This is a genomic window from Rhizobium sp. BK275 (assembly GCF_014193555.1).
Lineage (GTDB): Bacteria > Pseudomonadota > Alphaproteobacteria > Rhizobiales > Rhizobiaceae > Rhizobium.
On record NZ_JACHZL010000001.1, the window covers coordinates 1,212,967 to 1,231,158 of the forward strand.

15 protein-coding genes and 1 tRNA gene are annotated in these 18,192 nt (G+C 53.2%); 13 read left to right on the forward strand and 3 right to left on the reverse strand.

The window, feature by feature from the left end; translation table 11 throughout:
- Nucleotides 1-3 precede the first annotated feature (3 nt).
- The 11 genes from FHT82_RS05515 to FHT82_RS30645 are packed head-to-tail and all read left to right on the forward strand — an operon-like array spanning nucleotide 4 to nucleotide 13,026.
- Nucleotides 4-1,287: an oligosaccharide flippase family protein gene (locus tag FHT82_RS05515; RefSeq protein ID WP_183727048.1), complete on the forward strand. Its 1,284-nt coding sequence runs from the start codon at nucleotides 4-6 to the stop codon at nucleotides 1,285-1,287.
- Nucleotides 1,284-2,720 (forward strand): hypothetical protein, encoded by a 1,437-nt coding sequence (locus FHT82_RS05520; protein WP_183727050.1) that lies wholly within the window; start codon nucleotides 1,284-1,286, stop codon nucleotides 2,718-2,720. The genes FHT82_RS05515 and FHT82_RS05520 overlap by 4 nt, the downstream gene beginning before the upstream one ends.
- Complete coding sequence (hisH, locus tag FHT82_RS05525) at nucleotides 2,717-3,340, forward strand: imidazole glycerol phosphate synthase subunit HisH (protein WP_183727052.1); 624 nt, start codon at nucleotides 2,717-2,719, stop codon at nucleotides 3,338-3,340. Before FHT82_RS05520 ends, hisH begins: the two co-directional genes overlap by 4 nt.
- A complete protein-coding gene (locus FHT82_RS05530) occupies nucleotides 3,264-4,109 on the forward strand; it encodes an AglZ/HisF2 family acetamidino modification protein (RefSeq protein ID WP_348647577.1) in 846 nt (281 codons plus the stop codon). The genes hisH and FHT82_RS05530 overlap by 77 nt, the downstream gene beginning before the upstream one ends.
- Before the next feature lie 24 nt (nucleotides 4,110-4,133).
- Nucleotides 4,134-5,240 carry an N-acetyl sugar amidotransferase gene (locus tag FHT82_RS05535; protein ID WP_183727332.1) on the forward strand — a complete coding sequence of 369 codons (1,107 nt, stop codon included), beginning with the start codon at nucleotides 4,134-4,136 and terminating at the stop codon, nucleotides 5,238-5,240.
- Nucleotides 5,241-5,249: 9 nt separating this feature from the next.
- On the forward strand, nucleotides 5,250-7,268 hold the full coding sequence (locus FHT82_RS05540; RefSeq protein ID WP_183727054.1) for an acyltransferase family protein: 2,019 nt from the start codon (nucleotides 5,250-5,252) through the stop codon (nucleotides 7,266-7,268).
- A gap of 10 nt (nucleotides 7,269-7,278) precedes the next feature.
- Nucleotides 7,279-8,487 (forward strand): glycosyltransferase family 4 protein, encoded by a 1,209-nt coding sequence (locus FHT82_RS05545; RefSeq protein ID WP_183727056.1) that lies wholly within the window; start codon nucleotides 7,279-7,281, stop codon nucleotides 8,485-8,487.
- A gap of 13 nt (nucleotides 8,488-8,500) precedes the next feature.
- Nucleotides 8,501-9,532: a polysaccharide biosynthesis protein gene (locus FHT82_RS05550; RefSeq protein ID WP_183727057.1), complete on the forward strand. Its 1,032-nt coding sequence runs from the start codon at nucleotides 8,501-8,503 to the stop codon at nucleotides 9,530-9,532.
- Entirely contained in the window at nucleotides 9,529-10,638 is a 1,110-nt protein-coding gene (locus FHT82_RS05555; protein WP_183727059.1) for an NAD-dependent epimerase/dehydratase family protein, read from the forward strand. Before FHT82_RS05550 ends, FHT82_RS05555 begins: the two co-directional genes overlap by 4 nt.
- Nucleotide 10,639: 1 nt before the next feature.
- Complete coding sequence (gene wecB, locus FHT82_RS05560; protein WP_183727061.1) at nucleotides 10,640-11,779, forward strand: UDP-N-acetylglucosamine 2-epimerase (non-hydrolyzing); 1,140 nt, start codon at nucleotides 10,640-10,642, stop codon at nucleotides 11,777-11,779.
- Nucleotides 11,780-11,790: 11 nt separating this feature from the next.
- Nucleotides 11,791-13,026, forward strand: a complete 1,236-nt coding sequence (locus FHT82_RS30645) for a glycosyltransferase family 4 protein (protein WP_183727062.1) — start codon at nucleotides 11,791-11,793, stop codon at nucleotides 13,024-13,026.
- Nucleotides 13,027-13,400: 374 nt separating this feature from the next.
- Here FHT82_RS30645 and FHT82_RS05570 read toward each other — a convergent pair whose 3' ends face one another.
- Nucleotides 13,401-14,795, reverse strand: a complete 1,395-nt coding sequence (locus tag FHT82_RS05570; protein ID WP_183727064.1) for a hypothetical protein — start codon at nucleotides 14,793-14,795, stop codon at nucleotides 13,401-13,403.
- A 180-nt stretch (nucleotides 14,796-14,975) separates the two neighbouring features.
- On the opposite strand from FHT82_RS05570, the gene FHT82_RS05575 reads away from it, so the two are divergent.
- Complete coding sequence (locus tag FHT82_RS05575) at nucleotides 14,976-15,383, forward strand: hypothetical protein (protein WP_183727348.1); 408 nt, start codon at nucleotides 14,976-14,978, stop codon at nucleotides 15,381-15,383.
- 821 nt (nucleotides 15,384-16,204) lie between these two features.
- Here the strand turns inward: FHT82_RS05575 and FHT82_RS05580 are convergent.
- Nucleotides 16,205-16,280, reverse strand: a tRNA-Val gene (locus tag FHT82_RS05580).
- Between the two features lie 159 nt (nucleotides 16,281-16,439).
- On the opposite strand from FHT82_RS05580, the gene FHT82_RS05585 reads away from it, so the two are divergent.
- Complete coding sequence (locus FHT82_RS05585; RefSeq protein WP_183727334.1) at nucleotides 16,440-17,054, forward strand: class I SAM-dependent methyltransferase; 615 nt, start codon at nucleotides 16,440-16,442, stop codon at nucleotides 17,052-17,054.
- 14 nt (nucleotides 17,055-17,068) lie between these two features.
- Here the strand turns inward: FHT82_RS05585 and FHT82_RS05590 are convergent, their stop codons facing one another.
- Nucleotides 17,069-18,094, reverse strand: a complete 1,026-nt coding sequence (locus FHT82_RS05590; protein WP_183727066.1) for an NAD-dependent epimerase/dehydratase family protein — start codon at nucleotides 18,092-18,094, stop codon at nucleotides 17,069-17,071.
- Nucleotides 18,095-18,192: the final 98 nt, after the last annotated feature.

Sequence of the window (18,192 nt, forward strand, 5' to 3'; positions counted from 1 at the left end):
TTGATGTTCAACCTGCAGGTCATTCGTTCGGTATTCGTATTCACCGCCACGAATGCATTGGCCTCGGGGCTTCCACTGCTTCTTTTGCCGATCCTAACGCGTGTGCTCTCGCCAGAGGACTACGGCCTCGTCGCTATGTATTCCGTGTTCTTAACTGCACTTGGAGCGCTGACCGGACTGAGCGTTCACGGCGCTGTCGGGATGCGTTACTTTGATCGTGCCGAGATTGATTTCCCCAAATATGTGGGTTCGTGCCTGGCAATATTGGTTGCGACGACGAGTATCGTTTTCGTTTCAGTCACCCTTCTCCAGGTTCCCTTAATCGCTTTGACCAATCTGCCGGGAAAATGGCTGCTGATCGCGGTGTTAACCTCTGGGATGCAGTTCCTCCTGCTGACAATGCTTTCGATCTTCCAGTCTGCAAAGCAAGCCGGCATGTTCAGCCTGCTTCGAATTGGTCAGGCTGTAATTGATGCCTTGTTATCTCTGGTGCTTGTCGTTTCTTTTGGGCTTGCGTGGGAGGGACGGCTCATCGGTATGTCCTTGGCGATCGCCATTCTCGGCGCAATATCGCTGGGGATGCTATTTTACGGTCGCTGGATCGATCTCAATATTCGCGTCGACTACGTGCGGAACGCCTTGAAGTTCGGTGTTCCCCTCGTCCCCCATGTTGTCGGCGGCATGCTTATCGCCATGGTCGATCGGTTGTTGATCACCAATTTTCTCGATCTCGCGAGCACTGGCATCTATATGGTCGCTATCCAAATTGGATTGGGTGTGAATTTGCTTTCGGACGCTTGCAGCCGTGCCGTGTCTCCGTGGCTGATCGAGGCGATTAAGGACAATAGACATCAGAAGAATGTACTCATTGCGAAATTCTGTATGATCTACTTTGCTGCTCTTCTCATCTTAGCGATGATGGTGGGGTTTCTCGCTCCCTGGATCCTTCCGTTCCTTGTTGGCCAGGCGTTTATGAACGCGTCTTCTTTTGTAATGCTCATTGCACTGGGTCAGGCTTTTGGAGGTATGTATCTGGTTGTCGCCAATGTGGTCTTCTATCGCGAAAAGACGGCATATCTTGCGGGCATTACAATATCTTGCGGCATATTGAATCTCGCCCTGGCTTATTTGCTCCTGCATGTCGAAGGCCTGCAGGGTGTCGCCCAGGCCTATGCCGTTGCTCAGCTCTTGATGTTCTTGTCAGTCTGGATTTTTTCGCAAAAGTTGCATCCACTACCATGGTTCGAAGCAGCGCGGACCCTGTTCCGGGGGAGGCGGGTCGCGTGACCAAGGACACTAATCTTACGGAAGCCGAGGTCAGCGCAATCGTGCGCTCATTTGAAGAGCGATGGGATCTTTTCTCGAAAGTCGTTGATGGTGTATGCCTGTGGCAGCTGATCCGCTTTGAAGTATCGTTGCGGAAGCAACGGGGCGGGCTAATTCGCGCTCCCTTGTCGCGCAAGCGACTGGTCATTGGCGTACTTTTCGGTATCCTGCAGTATCTTTTACCGGGCAGACGGTACCACTACCTATGCAAGACCTATGATTCAGCTCATCGCGGAATCCAAGCAGACCAAGCGGTGGACATCTACTTTGACGCCTTGTGTGACGAGATCCATGGAGGGGCTAAGATGTCTTCATACGATGCCGCCGGCTTTGAAGACAGAACCTCTATTGCAATACGTCGTCCAGTCTTTGACGATACGTCTATCATCGTCTTAAGCGCAATTCTCGGGCGTTATTTCCCGTTTAAGTCAACGGATCCGGTCTTCAATCTGCTTGCCGAAGCACTTGGCCAGGAGTTCGGCTACAGTGATTATACGGCTGGACGCTTGGCAAGGCACTACAATGTGTTTCGTTGGCGATCCTATCTTTACGGCTTAGTCCTCAGAAAATTTGCGCCAGCTGTTGTTCTGGTGCCTGACAGCGGGCAATTTGCATTGATGGATGCATGCCGAAACCGGGACGTGGCATTTGTTGAGCTGCAACACGGTGTATTCACCGCGGTTCATCCCAATGTTCTTCCCAAGGAATTGTCGTCTAAGACGGATGTTATCAAGCCTTCGATCCTAGCGGCCTATGGCAATTTTACCCGCGAGGTGCTTCAGGGGACGGCATTGGAAGCGGAAGGCCGGATCGAGGCTGTCGGCGCGCTTTCCATCGAGCGTGCAAGGCTACTGCGCGATTCGATGTTCCAACCGTCTGAAGAGATCAAAGTTACAATCACCACCCAAGGTGTTGCAGCGCAGCAATTATGTCACTTTGTCATTGTATTCCTGCAAAACGCAAGTGTGCCGATCAAGATCCATATTAAGCTTCATCCCGCCTATGACGTCGAAGAGGAACTGTATGCTCAATATCTCGGACACGAACCACGTGTGGAGATCATTTCGGGAAAGTCAACTCGTTCAACCCATGAGTTGATCGCTCTTTCTGATCTGCATTTGAGCATATCCTCAGCTTCGCATTACGATGCACTTGGAATTGGTACGCCGACTGGGATTATTCCTTTTGAAACCTATCAATCGGTTGCCGCGATACTGCAGCATGACGGTGCGTTTCTGGTAGACAATCCCGAAAGGTTTGCGGCAATTGTCTCCAGAAGAGGTTGGCCAATAGTTCCCGTCAAGACAAAGGATCACTTCTTTGCGCAAGGTTTCTTGGGGAATATGACACGGTTGCTGCATCCACAGGCAGAAGGTTACGAAGCGACGAAATGATCGAAATCACCATCATCGACTACGGCACTAGTAATCTTGGTTCCATGCAAAACATGCTCAAGAAGCTGGGTGTCGGTTCGCGTTTCGCAACTACTCCGGAAGATGTGCTTGCTGCGGAGAAGATTATCTTGCCAGGGGTCGGCTCCTTCGATGCGGGCATGCGGACGCTGAAGGCTACCGGAATGATCGAGAGTTTAAATCACGTGGTTCTCGAGAAGCGGGTTCCTATTCTGGGGGTCTGTCTCGGCATGCAGATGTTGGGCGCCGGGAGTGAAGAGGGCGTGGAGACTGGCCTGTGCTGGATCGATGCTCGTGCGATTCGGTTCGACAATGCAAGCAACCCCGAGATGCGCGTACCTCATATGGGCTGGAATGAGGTCGATGTAAGAAAAGTCTCGCCACTGACGGAGGCAACTCCCGGGCGGCCGCGGTTCTATTTTGCCAACTCCTACCACGTCGTTTGCAATGACCCCGCAGACGCCCTGTTGGAAACCGAATACGCTGGCCTGCGCTTTACATCGGGCATCGAAAGAGGCCACATTCGTGGCGCGCAGTTCCATCCTGAAAAGAGCCATCGCTACGGAATGTGGTTGCTCAAGAATTTTGCAGAAAATTGCTGAGGTTGAGATGCTCGCGACAAGGGTAATTCCCAGTCTGCTCCTAAAAGGTTCCGGGCTCGTCAAGACGACAAAATTCAAGAACCCCGTTTACATCGGCGATCCGATAAACGCGATCAAGATCTTCAACACCAAGGAAGTTGATGAATTGGTGCTTCTGGATATCACCGCGTCGAAGGAGGGCCGGGGGCCTGCGTTTGAAACGATCAGGAACATTACAAATGAGTGTTTCATGCCGCTTTCCTATGGCGGCGGCATTCGATCGATCGATGATATTCGCGCGATCCTGAAGGCAGGTATCGAGAAGATTGTCGTCAATCATGCAGCGATCGCTGACCCGGAGCTCATCAAGAAGGCCGCAACGGAGTTTGGAAGCCAAGCCGTCATTGTCTCCATCGACGTGAAGAAGTCACTGTGGGGAGGTTACCAAGTCTATTCCTCAAGCGGTGCAAAGGTTTCGGAAAAAGATCCGGTTCGATGGGCCAGAATGGTTGAAGGACTGGGGGCCGGCGAGATCTACCTCACCGCCGTTGACAATGAAGGCACAATGAAAGGTTACGATCTGGAACTTATCCAGTCTGTTTCCAGTGCGGTTAGAATTCCGGTTATTGCCTCGGGTGGCGCCGCTACGATAGAAGACTTTCGAATGGCAAAATCTCAAGGCGGAGCTTCCGCTGTGGCCGCTGGTGCCATGTTTGTTTTTCAGGGGCCGCATCGTGCGGTTCTCATCACCTATCCGCCTCGCGATGCGCTGGAGCGCGCGCTCGGCTAAGCTGCTTTCAGGAGATCCGTGCCGATGATCGTTTGCACGCGTTGCATCATGGACACGACCGACCCCGACATCAAGTTTGACGCTGATGGGGTCTGCAACCATTGCTATCGGTATGACACCGTTTCCAAGACCCGCCTCGTCGCAGCGGAGGAACGCGAAAGCCGGTTGAATGCCTTGGTGAGCGAGATCAAGCAGGCCGGTGCCGGCAGGGACTACGATTGCGTCATTGGTGTGAGCGGCGGCGTCGATAGCACCTATGTCGCCTGGCTCGTGAAGGGCCTTGGATTGCGTCCGTTGGCCGTTCACCTCGACAACGGCTGGAATTCCGAGCTTGCTGTCGCCAATATCGAAAAGACCCTGAAAACCCTGAATATCGATCTGCACACACACGTGCTCAACTGGGACGATTTTAAGGATCTACAGCTGTCCTTTCTCAAAGCCTCAACGCCTGACGGAGAGGTGCCGACCGACCACGCGATATTTGCGCTCCTTTACAGATTTGCCGCGAAATATGGGTTGCGCCACGTTATTACTGGCACGAATGTAATCTCAGAGGCGATTCTTCCCGAGAAATGGGGCTACGGCTACTTTGATTGGCGCTATGTTAAGAGCGTCCACCGCAAGTTTGGTAGTGCGAAACTCAAAAACTATCCTCACTTCTCGCTGTTGGATTTATTTTACTACGTTTTCTTAAGAAAAATACGGATGGTTTCCGTCCTGAATTTCGTTGAATACGACAAAAAGAAGGCGATGAGAGTTTTGGGGGATGATCTTGGTTGGGTGTATTATGGTGGAAAACACTATGAATCCATATATACACGCTTCTACCAAGCGTATATTCTCCCGCGGAAATTCAATATTGATAAGCGGAAGGCTCATTACTCGAATTTAATACTGTCTGGACAAATGACTCGCGACGAAGCCATCGAGGCGATGCTGCAGCCCGTCTACCCGGCACACATGCTGGAAGAAGATCGGGAGTACACGATCAAAAAGCTCGGCATGGCGGAGGAGAGCTTTGAGGCGATGATGCAGGCTCCGTGCAAGACGTTTGAAGATTATCCGAACAGTCACGGCTTCTTCGAGTTTGCCAAGAAGGTGGTGAACGCGACGCGTCAATATATCGGCTGATCCGTTCCGATGCGCTATAGACCCGAAATCGACGGCCTGCGGGCGATATCCGTTGTCGCAGTCGTTATTTTTCATGCAGAATTCTTCTGGCGGGGCAAGCAAATTCTCCCGGGAGGATATCTCGGGGTCGACGTATTTTTTGTCATCTCCGGCTATCTGATTACCAGCATTCTTCTCGATGAGTTGGCTGGCGGTCGAGTGGATTTCTCGCGTTTTTATATGCGCCGCATTCGACGTATCTTGCCCGCTCTTTACGTCGTTATCGGCATTTCGACACTGGGTGCTATTTGGCTTCTTCCACCGGATTCGCTGAAGGAGTTTTCGCGAAATGGCTTGGCCGCTCTGTCTTTTGTCGCAAATATATATTTATGGCTGACGCAGGATTATTTCTCTGAGGCGGCTGGTCTTTCAAGCCTCCTCCATCTCTGGTCGCTTTCTGTCGAGGAGCAGTTCTATGTCGCCTACCCGCTGTTGCTTGGTCTCATTTATGGATTTAGTCTTGGGAAGCCTGCAAAATATCTGATCTGTCTTAGTGCATTTTTGCTTTTTCTCGCGCTTGGATTTCAACATTCGCAACCTGCGGATGTGTTTTATCTTGTCCAATTTCGCGCATGGGAGCTGTTAGCCGGCTCTATAGTCGCTGCTGTTCTTCGGCATCGGGCGCCACTCGTTCTAACTGGGTTGTCGGGGAGCTGGCTTTTTCCGCTGCTTGGAGGCATGGCACTCCTGGCGGCTTTCGTTTTCGGTCAACCATTGGGCCTTACCGGTTACGCCTTTACCGTGCTTTCAATTTTCGGCGCCTGCAGCATTATAGCTTTCGCAGGGAGCGGCGATTTGATGAGCCGCCTGCTCTCATCCCAGCCTTTCGTTGGCATCGGGCTCGTTTCCTATTCCCTCTACCTTTGGCATCAGCCGATATTCGCTTTTGCTCGTCATTACGCCATCGGCGAAATTTCGTATTTCCAGCGAGTTCTGTTAATCGCGACCGCAGTGGCCATGGCGATTTTGACCTGGTTGCTTGTTGAAAGGCCGTTCAGAAAACCGAGTTCGTTCAGCAATATGACTGTGCTGGTGACGTGCGCCGCGACCACTGTGGTCCTTGCGATCGTCTTGTCGGTAAATCTGATCACCGACGGGTTGCCACAACGCTACACAGCAGATCAGCAAGAAATGATTTCAGTGTCAGCTGAACGCGGGACATTGAGCCTCAAGGGGCAAGACTGCAAATCGGCATCGATTGAAAAGGCTTGCATGATTGGCTTACGGAGCGTTCCTCCTACGTGGGCGGTGCTCGGTGACAGTCATGCCGAGACCCTTTCGGACGCATTGTCGCGGCTTTTTGAAACGCTTGGTGTGTCCGCCGAAATGCTCACCTATCCTGGCTGCCCGTATGTATTGGGCGTCGATCCTGTCTATACGCCGGAGCACTGTGCGAATTTTGCAAGCGCCGTTTTGAATAAGCTAAGGCACGACCGCATCACCACCGTCGTGATAAACGATCGGATCAACGCCTATATGGAAGGGACTCGGTTTGACAACCGTGAGGGTGGCGTAGAACCGGGTCAGCCGATCCCGGTGGAGGTAAAGGGGGTAACGCCAGCAAACGAACTCGACCGTATCTTTGGAGTCCAAGGCGCGCTTTCGAGCACGATACAGACCTTGCTCGATAATGGACTGACCGTGATCTACATCGCGCCAGTACCGGAGGTCGGCTGGAACGTGCCCCATACAGTACTCAAACTGACAGCGACAGGAGCATTGCCGCTTACCACGGCGCGGCAAGCCTATCTTGATCGCACTCGAAGAGTGTACGACGTTCTGCAGAGTTTTGACGGCCGCTCGAACTTTCTCGCAGTCTATCCGGACGATGTTTTCTGTAGCAAGGAAAGCGGGCGCTGCATCACCCATACCGCCAACCGATTGCTGTACACGGACACGGACCATCTTAGCCGGGAGGGCGCTACCATGCTCGTTGATTATATGACAGAGCAGCTACGGAAGTCTCGCATGATTCCAGCGGAGCGATAGGACGGCAGACGTGAAAGTCCTCTTCATACATATGATCGGCACCTTCGGCGGTGCCTCACGCAGCCTCACGGAGGCTGTTCGGGCATTTCCGTCGACTGTCGAGCCGCACTTCGTCACCCCCCGTGGCACCGTCATGCCGTTTTTCAGCAAGCTGGGAAAGGTTATCGCTGTCCGTGGTTTGAGCCAGTTCGACAATACCCAGTATGGCTATTATCGGGGCGCGCGATGGATTGTCCTCTTGAGAGAAATTCTCAACATTCCCGCAACCATCGCGGCAATCAGGAACGCTCATCGCCAATGGCCTGACATCGATCTGATCCACATCAACGAGTTTACCGGCATTTTCCCGATGTGGATTGCAAAACGACTCTATCAGGTACCAGTCGTGGTCCACGTCCGTTCTGTAGCACGTAGCGATGATCGTTCCTGGCGCACCAGGTGGGTGAATTCGTTTTTGCGGCGAAACGCCAGTGCTATCATTGCAATTGACGAAACGGTTCGTCAAAGCCTGCCCGCAGACTTGGACGTGGAGGTTATTCACAACGCCTTCACGCCGAAGCCAGTTGCTGATCCCGATCCCGCCTTTCGAGCTGCTATAGCCAAAACGCGATCGGGCTCGCTGAAAGTTGGCTTTGTTGGCAACCTTTTGAAGGTGAAGGGTATCCTCGATTTGGTCGAGGCGGCGCGGATCATCAGAGATAGCGGCATTGACGTCGAATACGTCGTTATCGGCGATGACGCTCGTTCCTCAAAAACGCTGCGTGCAAGGATCCTTAGCGTTCTTGGAATCAACCAAAATATCCGGGCAGAAGTGGAGCAGCGGCTGCATAGCTACGATTTGGCCAAGGACTTTCATCTGGTTGGGTTCATGTCGGATATCGCTCAAGCCTATCGGTCCATTGATGTGTTGTGTTTTCCATCGCACTACAACGCTCCGGGTCGTCCGGTATTTGAGGCAGCATTCTCCGCCATTCCGAGCATTGTTGCCGTGACGAATCCGACCAAGGACACTCTGGTCGACGGGAAAACGGGATTGGCTGTTCCGCCACATGATCCCAAGAGGCTTGCGGCTGCGATTTCCACTCTCGCGAATGATCGTGACCGGTCGAGAAAAATGGGTTTGGCGGCCTTTGAACTCGCGAAGAGTAATTTCAGCGTGGATCAAAACGCTTTGAAGCTATATGCGGTATTCCGTCGATGCCTAGGATTGTCTGAATAGAGAAGTGGAAGAGATGTTTACAGACGCTTGTCTCCTGATCACCGGTGGCACTGGTTCGTTCGGCCATGCTGTGATGCGCCGTTTCCTGGACAGCGAAATACGTGAGATCCGCATATTCAGCCGTGATGAGAAGAAGCAGGATGACGTTCGCAAGGCGTTCAATAATGACAAGCTTAAGTTCTACATCGGCGATGTGCGAGATTATTCAAGTGTTCTGAACGCTACGCGCGGCGTCGATTATATCTTTCACGCAGCAGCGCTGAAGCAGGTCCCGTCATGTGAGTTTCATCCGCTTGAAGCGGTCAAGACGAACGTGCTCGGCACCGAAAATGTCCTGGAGGCTGCTATCACCAACGGCGTCAAGCGTGTTGTCTGCCTAAGCACGGATAAGGCGGTCTATCCGATTAACGCCATGGGAATTTCCAAGGCGTTGATGGAAAAGGTCATGGTTGCCAAGTCGAGAAATCTCAACAACGGCACCGTCATCTGCGGCACTCGTTATGGCAATGTCATGGCTTCCCGCGGATCGGTTATTCCGCTTTTTGTCGAGCAGATCTTGGCGGGAAAGCCGCTGACGATCACGAACCCCGCGATGACGCGGTTTATGATGACGCTCGATGATGCCATCGATCTTGTTCTCTATGCATTCGAGCGTGGCAGCAACGGTGATATCTTCGTCCAGAAAGCGCCGGCAGCCACGATTGGGGTACTTGCGGAAGCTATCAGGGCGATCATGAATATGCAGTCCCATCCCGTGCATGTCATGGGAACCCGCCACGGCGAGAAACTCTATGAAACGCTTCTAAGCGCCGAAGAGATGGCCTCGGCGGAGGATCTTGGCGATTATTTCCGCGTCGTACCCGACCTTCGGGATCTGAATTACGCGAAATATGTCGAAGAGGGCGAGGCGAAGATTTCCGAAAGCCAGGATTACAATTCACACACGACGACACGGTTGGATGTCGACGGCATGATCAAGCTGTTGCATAAGCTCAGCTTCGTCGAACAGATGCGGGCAGGCAAACCGGTAAGGTTTGATGTATGAGTGCGACAGTTACCATCACCGGTGCAAACGGCTTTATCGGCGCAAATCTGGCTGTGCGGCTTCGAGAACTGGGTTTCGGCGTCAGAGAGCTCGCCCGAGATTTTGATGTTGCAAAAATGGCAAGCGTACTCGATGGGACCTCTATGGTTTTTCACTGCGCCGGGGTCAACCGGCCGGTAGATGATACTGAATTCGAGAGCGGCAATGTCGGTCTGACGGAACGTCTGTGCCAAGCGCTCGAGTCCCTCGAAACCGCAATTCCGATCATCTACACCTCATCGATCCAGGCCATGAGGGACAACCCTTACGGACGCAGCAAACACGACGCAGAAGAGGTCATTCGTGCTTATGCCAGCAGATCGGGTGGGAGATACGCCATCTATCGTCTGCCGAACGTCTTTGGCAAATGGAGCCGGCCTGCCTACAATTCTGTAGTGGCGACATTCTGTCACAATATTATTAATGGCGAGCCGATTGCGATCCACGATCCTGAAGCAGTGATCCATCTAGTCTACATCGATGATTTGGTTGCAGACTTCATCGATCGCTTGGAGAACGGTCTGCCTACAAGCGGATACGCGACTGTTGAGCCAGTGTATTCGACAACCGTTGGGAAACTGGCAGAACAGTTGGAGGCGTTCAAGGCCAGTCGAGAGACACTGACTCCCGGCGGGGTCGGCAACGGGCTGCAGCGAGCTCTTTATGCCACGTTCCTTTCATTCATGAAGCCCGAGCATTTCGCATACGATCTCGTCACTCACCGCGATCCGCGGGGCGAGTTTGCAGAAATGCTTCGGACGGAAAATGCCGGCCAGTTTTCATTCTTTACGGCCCATCCTGGCGTGACCCGCGGCGGACACTACCATCATACAAAGAATGAGAAGTTTCTTGTTGTCCAAGGCAAGGCGCAGTTTCGGTTCCGCCACGTCTTGAGCAATGAGACGGCGGAGCTTTTCACTGACGGCAGCACTCCTCGTATTGTCGAGACTGTCCCAGGCTGGGTACACGACATTACCAATGTCGGCAGAGACACAATGATCGTCCTATTATGGGCGAACGAAACCTTCGATCCGCAAAAGCCAGATACAATCGTCAAGCAGGTCTGAAATGCCAGAGAAGAAATTGAGAGTTCTGACGGTTGTAGGGACGAGACCCGAAATTATCCGGTTGTCGCGCGTCATCGCCAAATTGGACGAGCACTGTGATCATATACTCGTCCATACTGGGCAAAACTACGACTACGAATTGAACGAGATATTCTTCAACGATCTCGGTGTTCGCAAACCAGACCATTTCTTGAACGCTGCAGGAAAGAACGCGGCCGAGGCCATTGGAAAGATTATCGCTACCTGCGATGACGTCCTGGAGACCGTCCGGCCCGAAGCCCTGTTGGTTTTAGGGGATACCAATAGTTGTCTGTCCGTGATTGCTGCAAAAAGGCGAAAGATCCCGATTTTCCACATGGAGGCCGGAAATCGATGCTTCGATCAGCGCGTACCCGAGGAGATCAACCGCAAGATTGTTGATCATACCGCCGATATCAATCTGACCTATTCGACCATCGCGCGCGAATACTTGCTGCGCGAAGGCTTGCCGCCCGACCGTGTGATAAAGACGGGCAGCCCGATGTATGAAGTTCTCAATCATTATATGCCTTCAATTGAAAAGTCTGATGTCTTGAGCCGGTTTGGATTGGAGCCGCGGGGATATTTTGTGGTGAGCGCTCACAGAGAGGAAAATATTGAGCCCGAAGTCAGTTTTAAAAAACTGGTTGAGGTCTTGAATGCAGTTGCGGAGCGCTATGCCATACCGTTGATCGTCTCCGCCCATCCACGAACGCGAAAGCGCATCGACGCGGCCGGACTCCCGTTTCACCCTCTGATCAATATATCAAAGCCACTCGGCTTTTTTGACTACGTCAACCTTCAGCAGAATGCGCGCGTCGTATTGTCTGATAGCGGCACGATCAGTGAAGAGGCATCAATTCTCAATTTTCCTGCGTTGAATATTCGCGAGGCGCATGAGCGGCCTGAAGGAATGGAGGAGACCGCCGTAGTTATGACGGGGCTGTCGCAAACTCGAATTCTGCAGGCGCTCGATGTGGTTGAAGCACAGCACTCGTCCACAAGTCGGGCGTTCAGACTTGTGTCTGACTACAGCATGCCAAATGTCGCCGACAAGGTTGTCAGGATCATTTATAGCTATACGGATTACGTGAATCGTGTCGTCTGGCGTACGGCTGAGTAGCCCGGACCGCTGTGAAGATCCTCGTCGTCACACAGTATTTCTGGCCGGAAGGGTTTAGGATCAACGATCTTGTGACTGGCCTCGTTGATCGCGGGCATGAGGTCACCGTGCTGACTGGAAAACCCAACTATCCCTCCGGCAAAATCTTTCCAGAATATCTGCAGGATCCTTCCGCATTCGCCAGCTATAACGGGATTCCGGTTGTCAGGGTGCCTATGTTAGCAAGGGGCGTGCGGGCGATCACTTTGTTATTGAATTATGCAAGCTTCGCGCTCTGTGGCTCCTTTTTTGGCGCGTTCAAGCTGCGGGGGAGGAAGTTTGACGCAATATTCGTCTTCGAACCGTCGCCTATTTCTGTTGGCTTTCCCGCAATAGTTCTGCGGTGGTTGAAAAAAGCACCAGTTGCTTTTTGGGTATTGGATTTGTGGCCTGAGAGCCTGGAGGCCACCGGCGTCGTTCGCTCTAAATTCGTTCTGAAGCAAGTCGGGAAGATCGTCAAATTCATCTATGACCGTTGCGATTTGATACTTGCACAATCACGCAGCTTCATCCCCGAAATTGCTCGCTTCGATCAATTGCCAGACAAAATAACCTATTTTCCAAGCTGGGCCGATAAAGTTGACCGCAATATTGAGGAGGAGCCAGCTTCCGAAATTCCTGCGGATAGAGAAAAATTCACCATTGTCTTCACTGGGAACATTGGGGAGGCTCAAGATTTCGGCGCCGTTCTCGATGCTGCGGAATCGTTGAAACATAACAAGGCGGTTCGCTGGATCATTGTCGGTGACGGAAGGATGGCTTCTTGGGTCCGCGAGGAAGTAGAGCGTCGCCAATTACAAGATTCCGTTCTGCTTCCGGGCCGTTTTCCGCTTGAGCGGATGCGATCCTTTTACATGCATGCCGATGCATTGCTCGTTTCGTTGAAAGCAGAGCCGATTTTCGCGATGACTATTCCCGGAAAAATGCAATCGTATCTTGCCGAAGGGCTACCCATCCTTGCCATGCTAAATGGTGAGGGCGCGGATGTCCTAAGCCGCGCCGGTGCTGGACTCGCTTCTCCCGCGGGCAACGGGGCAGCGTTAGCTGAGTCTGTGCTCAAGATGATGAGCATGAGTAATCACGATCGGTCTCAGATGGGTCGCAATGGATTTATGCTCAGCGAAAAGGATTTCAACAGGGATAGTCGTATCGACGAGTTGAGCGCTCTCTTGGAGAGTCTACGCTTTGCTCAGCACACCATGCATTAAATAGCTCGTGACGGCCGCCGGCGTCGGCAAAAAAAGCTCGCCGAAGCGGGCTAGTCTCTGGGGGAATTAACAGGGAGTGGATCGCACGCCCCGGCCGGGGCGAGCAGTATGCGAAATACATTGCTGCGCAATCCTTGCTCTCAACTTCGACAGGCGGGCAAGGTTCCGAGGAGTTCAATGATGTCTCCGTTTAAGGCGATTCAGAAGGTGTATCGAGGGCAGGCACCACGTTAACGAGCCGGCCTGTTTTTGGGGCGTGAATTTCGGGCCACTGAATTGGTTCGCCTATGTCGGCGGTCAATGCTAACATGAGGCCGACAACGCAGGCACCTACGACAGCGATAGCAGAGATGCGAACCATAATCGTCCTCCGGCTAGGTTTCCGTTTTGTATAAGCGTTGTTCCTCGTCTCCGCATGCTTTGCTGCATGAGAAGACTTGAGACCCGTTACTGATGAAAAGGAATGCGAGGGCGAACATGCCGTTGCTGGGGTGGAAGATACTGCCCCAACTCATCATAAGCCACACCATTACGGACAGGACTGCGACACCCCAAATGTCGTTCTCTTTGGCGTGGCTATAGCACCGCTCGATCAAGAATATGATGATCCCGAAAGCGGGGATGCCGTATGTCGCCACCATGCGGGTGAGGAATGAGACGGAGTCCGACCGCATCTGTCCTGCGTTGATAATATTCTTGAGCGCGCTAACCGCTAATTCACTGCCTTGACCCATAAGGTAAGGGCTGCTCCAGAACAGTTTCAGATGCTCGCTCCATAGCCATGGACGGTACATCTGGCGATATATATCCGCGACAGACATGCCGGCCTGTCCGCGAAGAAACATTCGGGACACGATGCTCCAGTCTTGCAGCGCATATAAGAGGATTGGCGATAAGGCAACCAGGATGGTAATTCCGATGGTCATAAAAAGCGCAACAGCAACTCTGAGGCGCGGGCGCTGCGGCAATAGGCTCATTATTGCTATTGTTGCGGAGAATAGTGCAAAACTTACGAAAACAGCTCGAACGAATGACAATGTCGCGAAGTAGAGTGCGGATGCCGCCGTCGCGACCTCCAACGGGTTTGGACGGAAGCGTCTGACAATCACCAGGAGGATCATGAGCGAGAATATTCCAGATGTGGCGATGTTTGGAGTGGCCGAGATGCGCCACGGCTGGAATGCGACTGCAGTTTGATTCGGTAAAATACCCCACGCGTTGATGTTTAACCCATCTCGATCTTGTTCGGGCAAAGCAAGTTCAGAACTACTCCCTTCGGCAGCTTCAGGCGGATCTAGTGGCTGCATCAGCCACGGGTGATCCTCATAGGAAGGCTGCATCAAAAAGGAGATGCAGCCGGCGCCGTAGAATATCAAGGCCAGAGCGAGAAGCGCTCGGGCGCTGATTCTCACCTCATCTCGGCACGCCCATCCTGCGACCCACACGATCAGAAAGATTGGTGGGACGGCTCCAAAATCCCGCTGGATCATTAACCAGACGGCGCTGACAATTCCGAAAAAGGCTATTGGCCGCGCCTTCCCGAAAAGCAGGTTCTCGAGTGTCTGCCTGAAGCGAAGCAACGGCATTAAAAGACTGGGACCAACAACTAGCCAATAGACAACATCGCCGCGCGAGATGATTTGTTCCTGCCCAATGAAGATAGCCATGGATAGGGAGATCGCGATGAAGGCAAGAACGTCTCCGCCTTGCTTGTACCAAGTCCATACGCCGGTCGCTGGACGAGGAAGATAAATTGCTAGATCTGCCACGATGTCTCCCAAAGGTGCGTAACAAATTGCATTCAGCTGTGCTCGACGAACGCCACTGCACGTTGTTATCGCAAATGCTAACTCTCGCTGCAAGCGTAGATATTAGATACCGCTTAAGCGAAGCGCTCTGCAGAACTTCGCAGCGATATCTCAACTCGACGGTGGACGGAGAAAAACACCATGGGGTTGAAAAGCTGGCTACGGACAGATCTGAAGGGGCGGGTGGGGATTCTGCCGGCAGCAGAGGATGGGCCAGACCCTTTGCCATACAGCCCAATGTTCAAACGGCGAAACCTCGACAATGCTCCGGCCGTTTCTCGCAATCATCCGGATCGTTCTTTGTGCGGCCTTTTCCTTCAGCATGCCGAGGCGAGTGCGCCGGTGAAACTGCATGGCATTGAGAGGGCAGGAACAAGGATGGCAGACGACATGAGCAACAACAATGATGCCCACCGTGTCTATGCGGATGCCATCACCGCCGAGCTTGGCGAGTGGGTCACCAACCTCGGGTGCCGGCAAACGGGCCTTGAGTCGGAGGTGCGATCCGGCTTCAAGAACATCGATTGCATTTGCAGCTGCATTCAGTGAAAGTTCGGAGTTCTCGTGAGGCGCTCCTACACTGACAAGGCTGGTTCTAAGGATCGTGGCGCTCTTTAAGACATCCGGTCCTCCCAACACAGACAAGCCAAGTTCGGAAAATAGCGCCAGTGGTTGAAGGCCATGCGATCGCTTATCTGAAATGGGCCTCTCTCAGCTTGTTGTAGTGCGCCTCGGCCGCTCGGGAAGCCTCCCGCGCGGAGTCTGCCCAGCGCCGCTGCGACGTAATTCTGTGTCGGACCCAACACGCAAATCCGCCGTTCTAGCGCCTCAGGTCGGTTCTGTTTGCTGTGCCGGTGTCCAGCCGGATCGGCCGATGATCGCCTCCCCCGTCATAACCGCAGAAATCCTGCTTCGTCGGCCCAGGTTTCGAGCCACGCTTGTTTCGGCCGATGGTCGGAGGACATTTCGTTATGCAGCCGCGCAGCGCTCTTCGGTGGTTAACAAGGAGGTCACCGCGCGGCCCATCCGCCTGGGCGAACCGAAAATTAGAGGGCGTAGCCCTGGTCGCGGGATCTCTCGTACAGATCCTCAGAGGCCGTATCGAATATCGCCGCCGAAGTAGGTTCCGATGCTCATCGAGCTGTCGGCTTCCCACGAGATATCGTTCGGCATGGTGTCCATTGCCGTCATCTTTCCGCGGTGCGTTTTAGAAGTTCTGGTTATGTTCTCATCGGCAAGGAGTAAAGCGGGCACCGAGGACTAAAGAAAACTCTTCCCCTTCAGGACTTTTAGCGCCGCCTCGACCTCTGCATTGGATGAATGGCTCACGTACCAAATTCAAGGCTAGAAGACTTTGGATTTCAAGGGAATGGTGGGCGATGAGAGACTCGAACTCCCGACATCCTCGGTGTAAACGAGGCGCTCTACCAACTGAGCTAATCGCCCTCGATGCTCTGTGTCATCGTTCGGTGCAGCGTCTCTAACGATATTGAGAAAGAACCGCAAGTCTCTTTTTGAGTTTTTGCGCAATTTGCTTGGAAGCGCTGCTCTTCCCCATAGCGGGCATTCTCTGTAGAGGTGCGGTTGAAAAAAATCGGAGCGAAAATGACGACGCGAGAGCAGCGAGCGGCCCTTCGGCAAAGCACCCCCCGGACCTTTTTGGATTACGTCCACACCGAGCATGCCAGATTGCTGCCCGATCGCGGCAAGCTTCTCGACAATTTACCGAAAGGTGGGATCGTCGCTGAATTGGGTGTCGCTGAGGGCGCCTTTAGTGAGCAGATCCTGGCGCGCAACCAGCCACAGCAGCTCAACCTCGTTGATCCCTGGAATATGGACCGCTATTCCGAAGGTCTCGAAATCATCAATCACAAATTCGGATCCGAGATCGCCGAAGGTCGCGTTATGATTCGACAGGGCACGTCGCTCGATATGCTGTCCCAGTTCGATGACGAGACCATCGATTGGATCTATATCGATACCGATCATTCCTTTGCGCTGACATGGGACGAGTTGCTGCTCGCAAACCGGAAGGTGAAGCAGGATGGCCGGATTGCCGGGCACGATTTCTGCACGGGGAACACCGTCAAACCCGTGATCTACGGGGTTGTCGAGGCGGTCAACAAGTTCTGCGTCGAATATGGCTGGCGCTTCGAGTTTCTGACACTCGAGCCGGATGCTCACTTTTCTTATTGCCTCAAGCGGATTGGTGCATCGTAACTGCCATCAGCAGCTTATATATCAATCGCGCCGAGTCCTTGCTTGGCTTCCAGATACCACTCGACGAAAGCCCTCGTGCCCGTTTCTAAAGGGGTGTTCGGCTGATAGCCTGTCAGGGCATGGAGAAGATCGGGGCTCGCGAAGGTGCGCGGCACATCGCCTTTCTGCATGGGAAGCATGACGCGTTTTGCTTTGTGCCCCATCGCATTCTCCACCTTCTCGATGAAGTCCATGAGGCTCACCGGTTGCCCGCCGCCAATATTGACGATCCGGAAGGGCGCCTTATGCGAAAGGGTTTCAATTCCGTTGTCAGTAACGCGGTTGCCTTCTGACGGAATGACGTCTGACAACCTGACCACGGCTTCAACCAGATCGTCGATATAGGTGAAATCGCGGCTCATATTGCCCTTGCCGTAGATCTCGATTGGCTTGCCCTCGATCATGTTCTTGACGAATTTGAAGAGGGCCATGTCCGGCCGGCCCCACGGGCCATAGACGGTGAAGAAGCGGAAGGCCGTGGTCGGAATCTTGTAGAGATGCGAATAGCTGTGCGCCATCAGCTCCATCGACTTCTTGCTGGCGGCATAGAAGCTCAATGGTTCGTCGGCACGGTCGGTTTCGTGGAAGGGGACGGTCGGATTTGCGCCGTAGATCGATGAGGTCGAGGCAAGCATGAGATGACGCAGGTCAATGCGGCTCGCCAGCTCCAGAATGTTCCAGGAGCCCTCGATGTTCGAACGCAGATAGGCCTGCGGGTTTTCGATGCTGTAGCGCACTCCGGCTTGTGCTGCCAGATGAATGAGAACATCCGGTTTTGCCGCTAAGACCGCGGTTTCCAGCGCTGCCTTGTCTTCGAGCATGGCGATGAAGGGGCGGAAGGCAGGATATTGCGCCAGTGCCGCATGGCGCATCTCCTTCAGCCTGACATTGTAATAGGGTGTCAGTCCGTCGAAGCCGGTTACTTCATGCCCATCCTGCAGCAGTCGGCGGGCCAGATGAAAGCCAATGAAGCCTGCCGTTCCCGTAATGAAGTAGCGCATTTCTACCTTTTTCTCGGGTCTCCCGCCGGTGGCAAAGAACCGAATCCGTATTTGATCGCTTCCCTTACCGGATAGATGCTCCTGAGATCAACAAAGAC

Bases quoted from the DNA above. Each gene is read 5' to 3' on its own strand.
- FHT82_RS05515 (WP_183727048.1), top strand. From the start codon at position 4: ATGTTCAACCTGCAGGTCATTCGTTCGGTATTCGTATTCACCGCCACG.
- hisH (WP_183727052.1), top strand. From the start codon at position 2,717: ATGATCGAAATCACCATCATCGACTACGGCACTAGTAATCTTGGTTCC.
- FHT82_RS05535 (WP_183727332.1), top strand. From the start codon at position 4,134: ATGATCGTTTGCACGCGTTGCATCATGGACACGACCGACCCCGACATC.
- FHT82_RS05540 (WP_183727054.1), top strand. From the start codon at position 5,250: ATGCGCTATAGACCCGAAATCGACGGCCTGCGGGCGATATCCGTTGTC.
- FHT82_RS05550 (WP_183727057.1), top strand. From the start codon at position 8,501: ATGTTTACAGACGCTTGTCTCCTGATCACCGGTGGCACTGGTTCGTTC.
- FHT82_RS05555 (WP_183727059.1), top strand. From the start codon at position 9,529: ATGAGTGCGACAGTTACCATCACCGGTGCAAACGGCTTTATCGGCGCA.
- wecB (WP_183727061.1), top strand. From the start codon at position 10,640: ATGCCAGAGAAGAAATTGAGAGTTCTGACGGTTGTAGGGACGAGACCC.
- FHT82_RS05575 (WP_183727348.1), top strand. From the start codon at position 14,976: ATGGGGTTGAAAAGCTGGCTACGGACAGATCTGAAGGGGCGGGTGGGG.
- FHT82_RS05585 (WP_183727334.1), top strand. From the start codon at position 16,440: ATGACGACGCGAGAGCAGCGAGCGGCCCTTCGGCAAAGCACCCCCCGG.
- FHT82_RS05590 (WP_183727066.1), bottom strand. From the start codon at position 18,094: ATGCGCTACTTCATTACGGGAACGGCAGGCTTCATTGGCTTTCATCTG.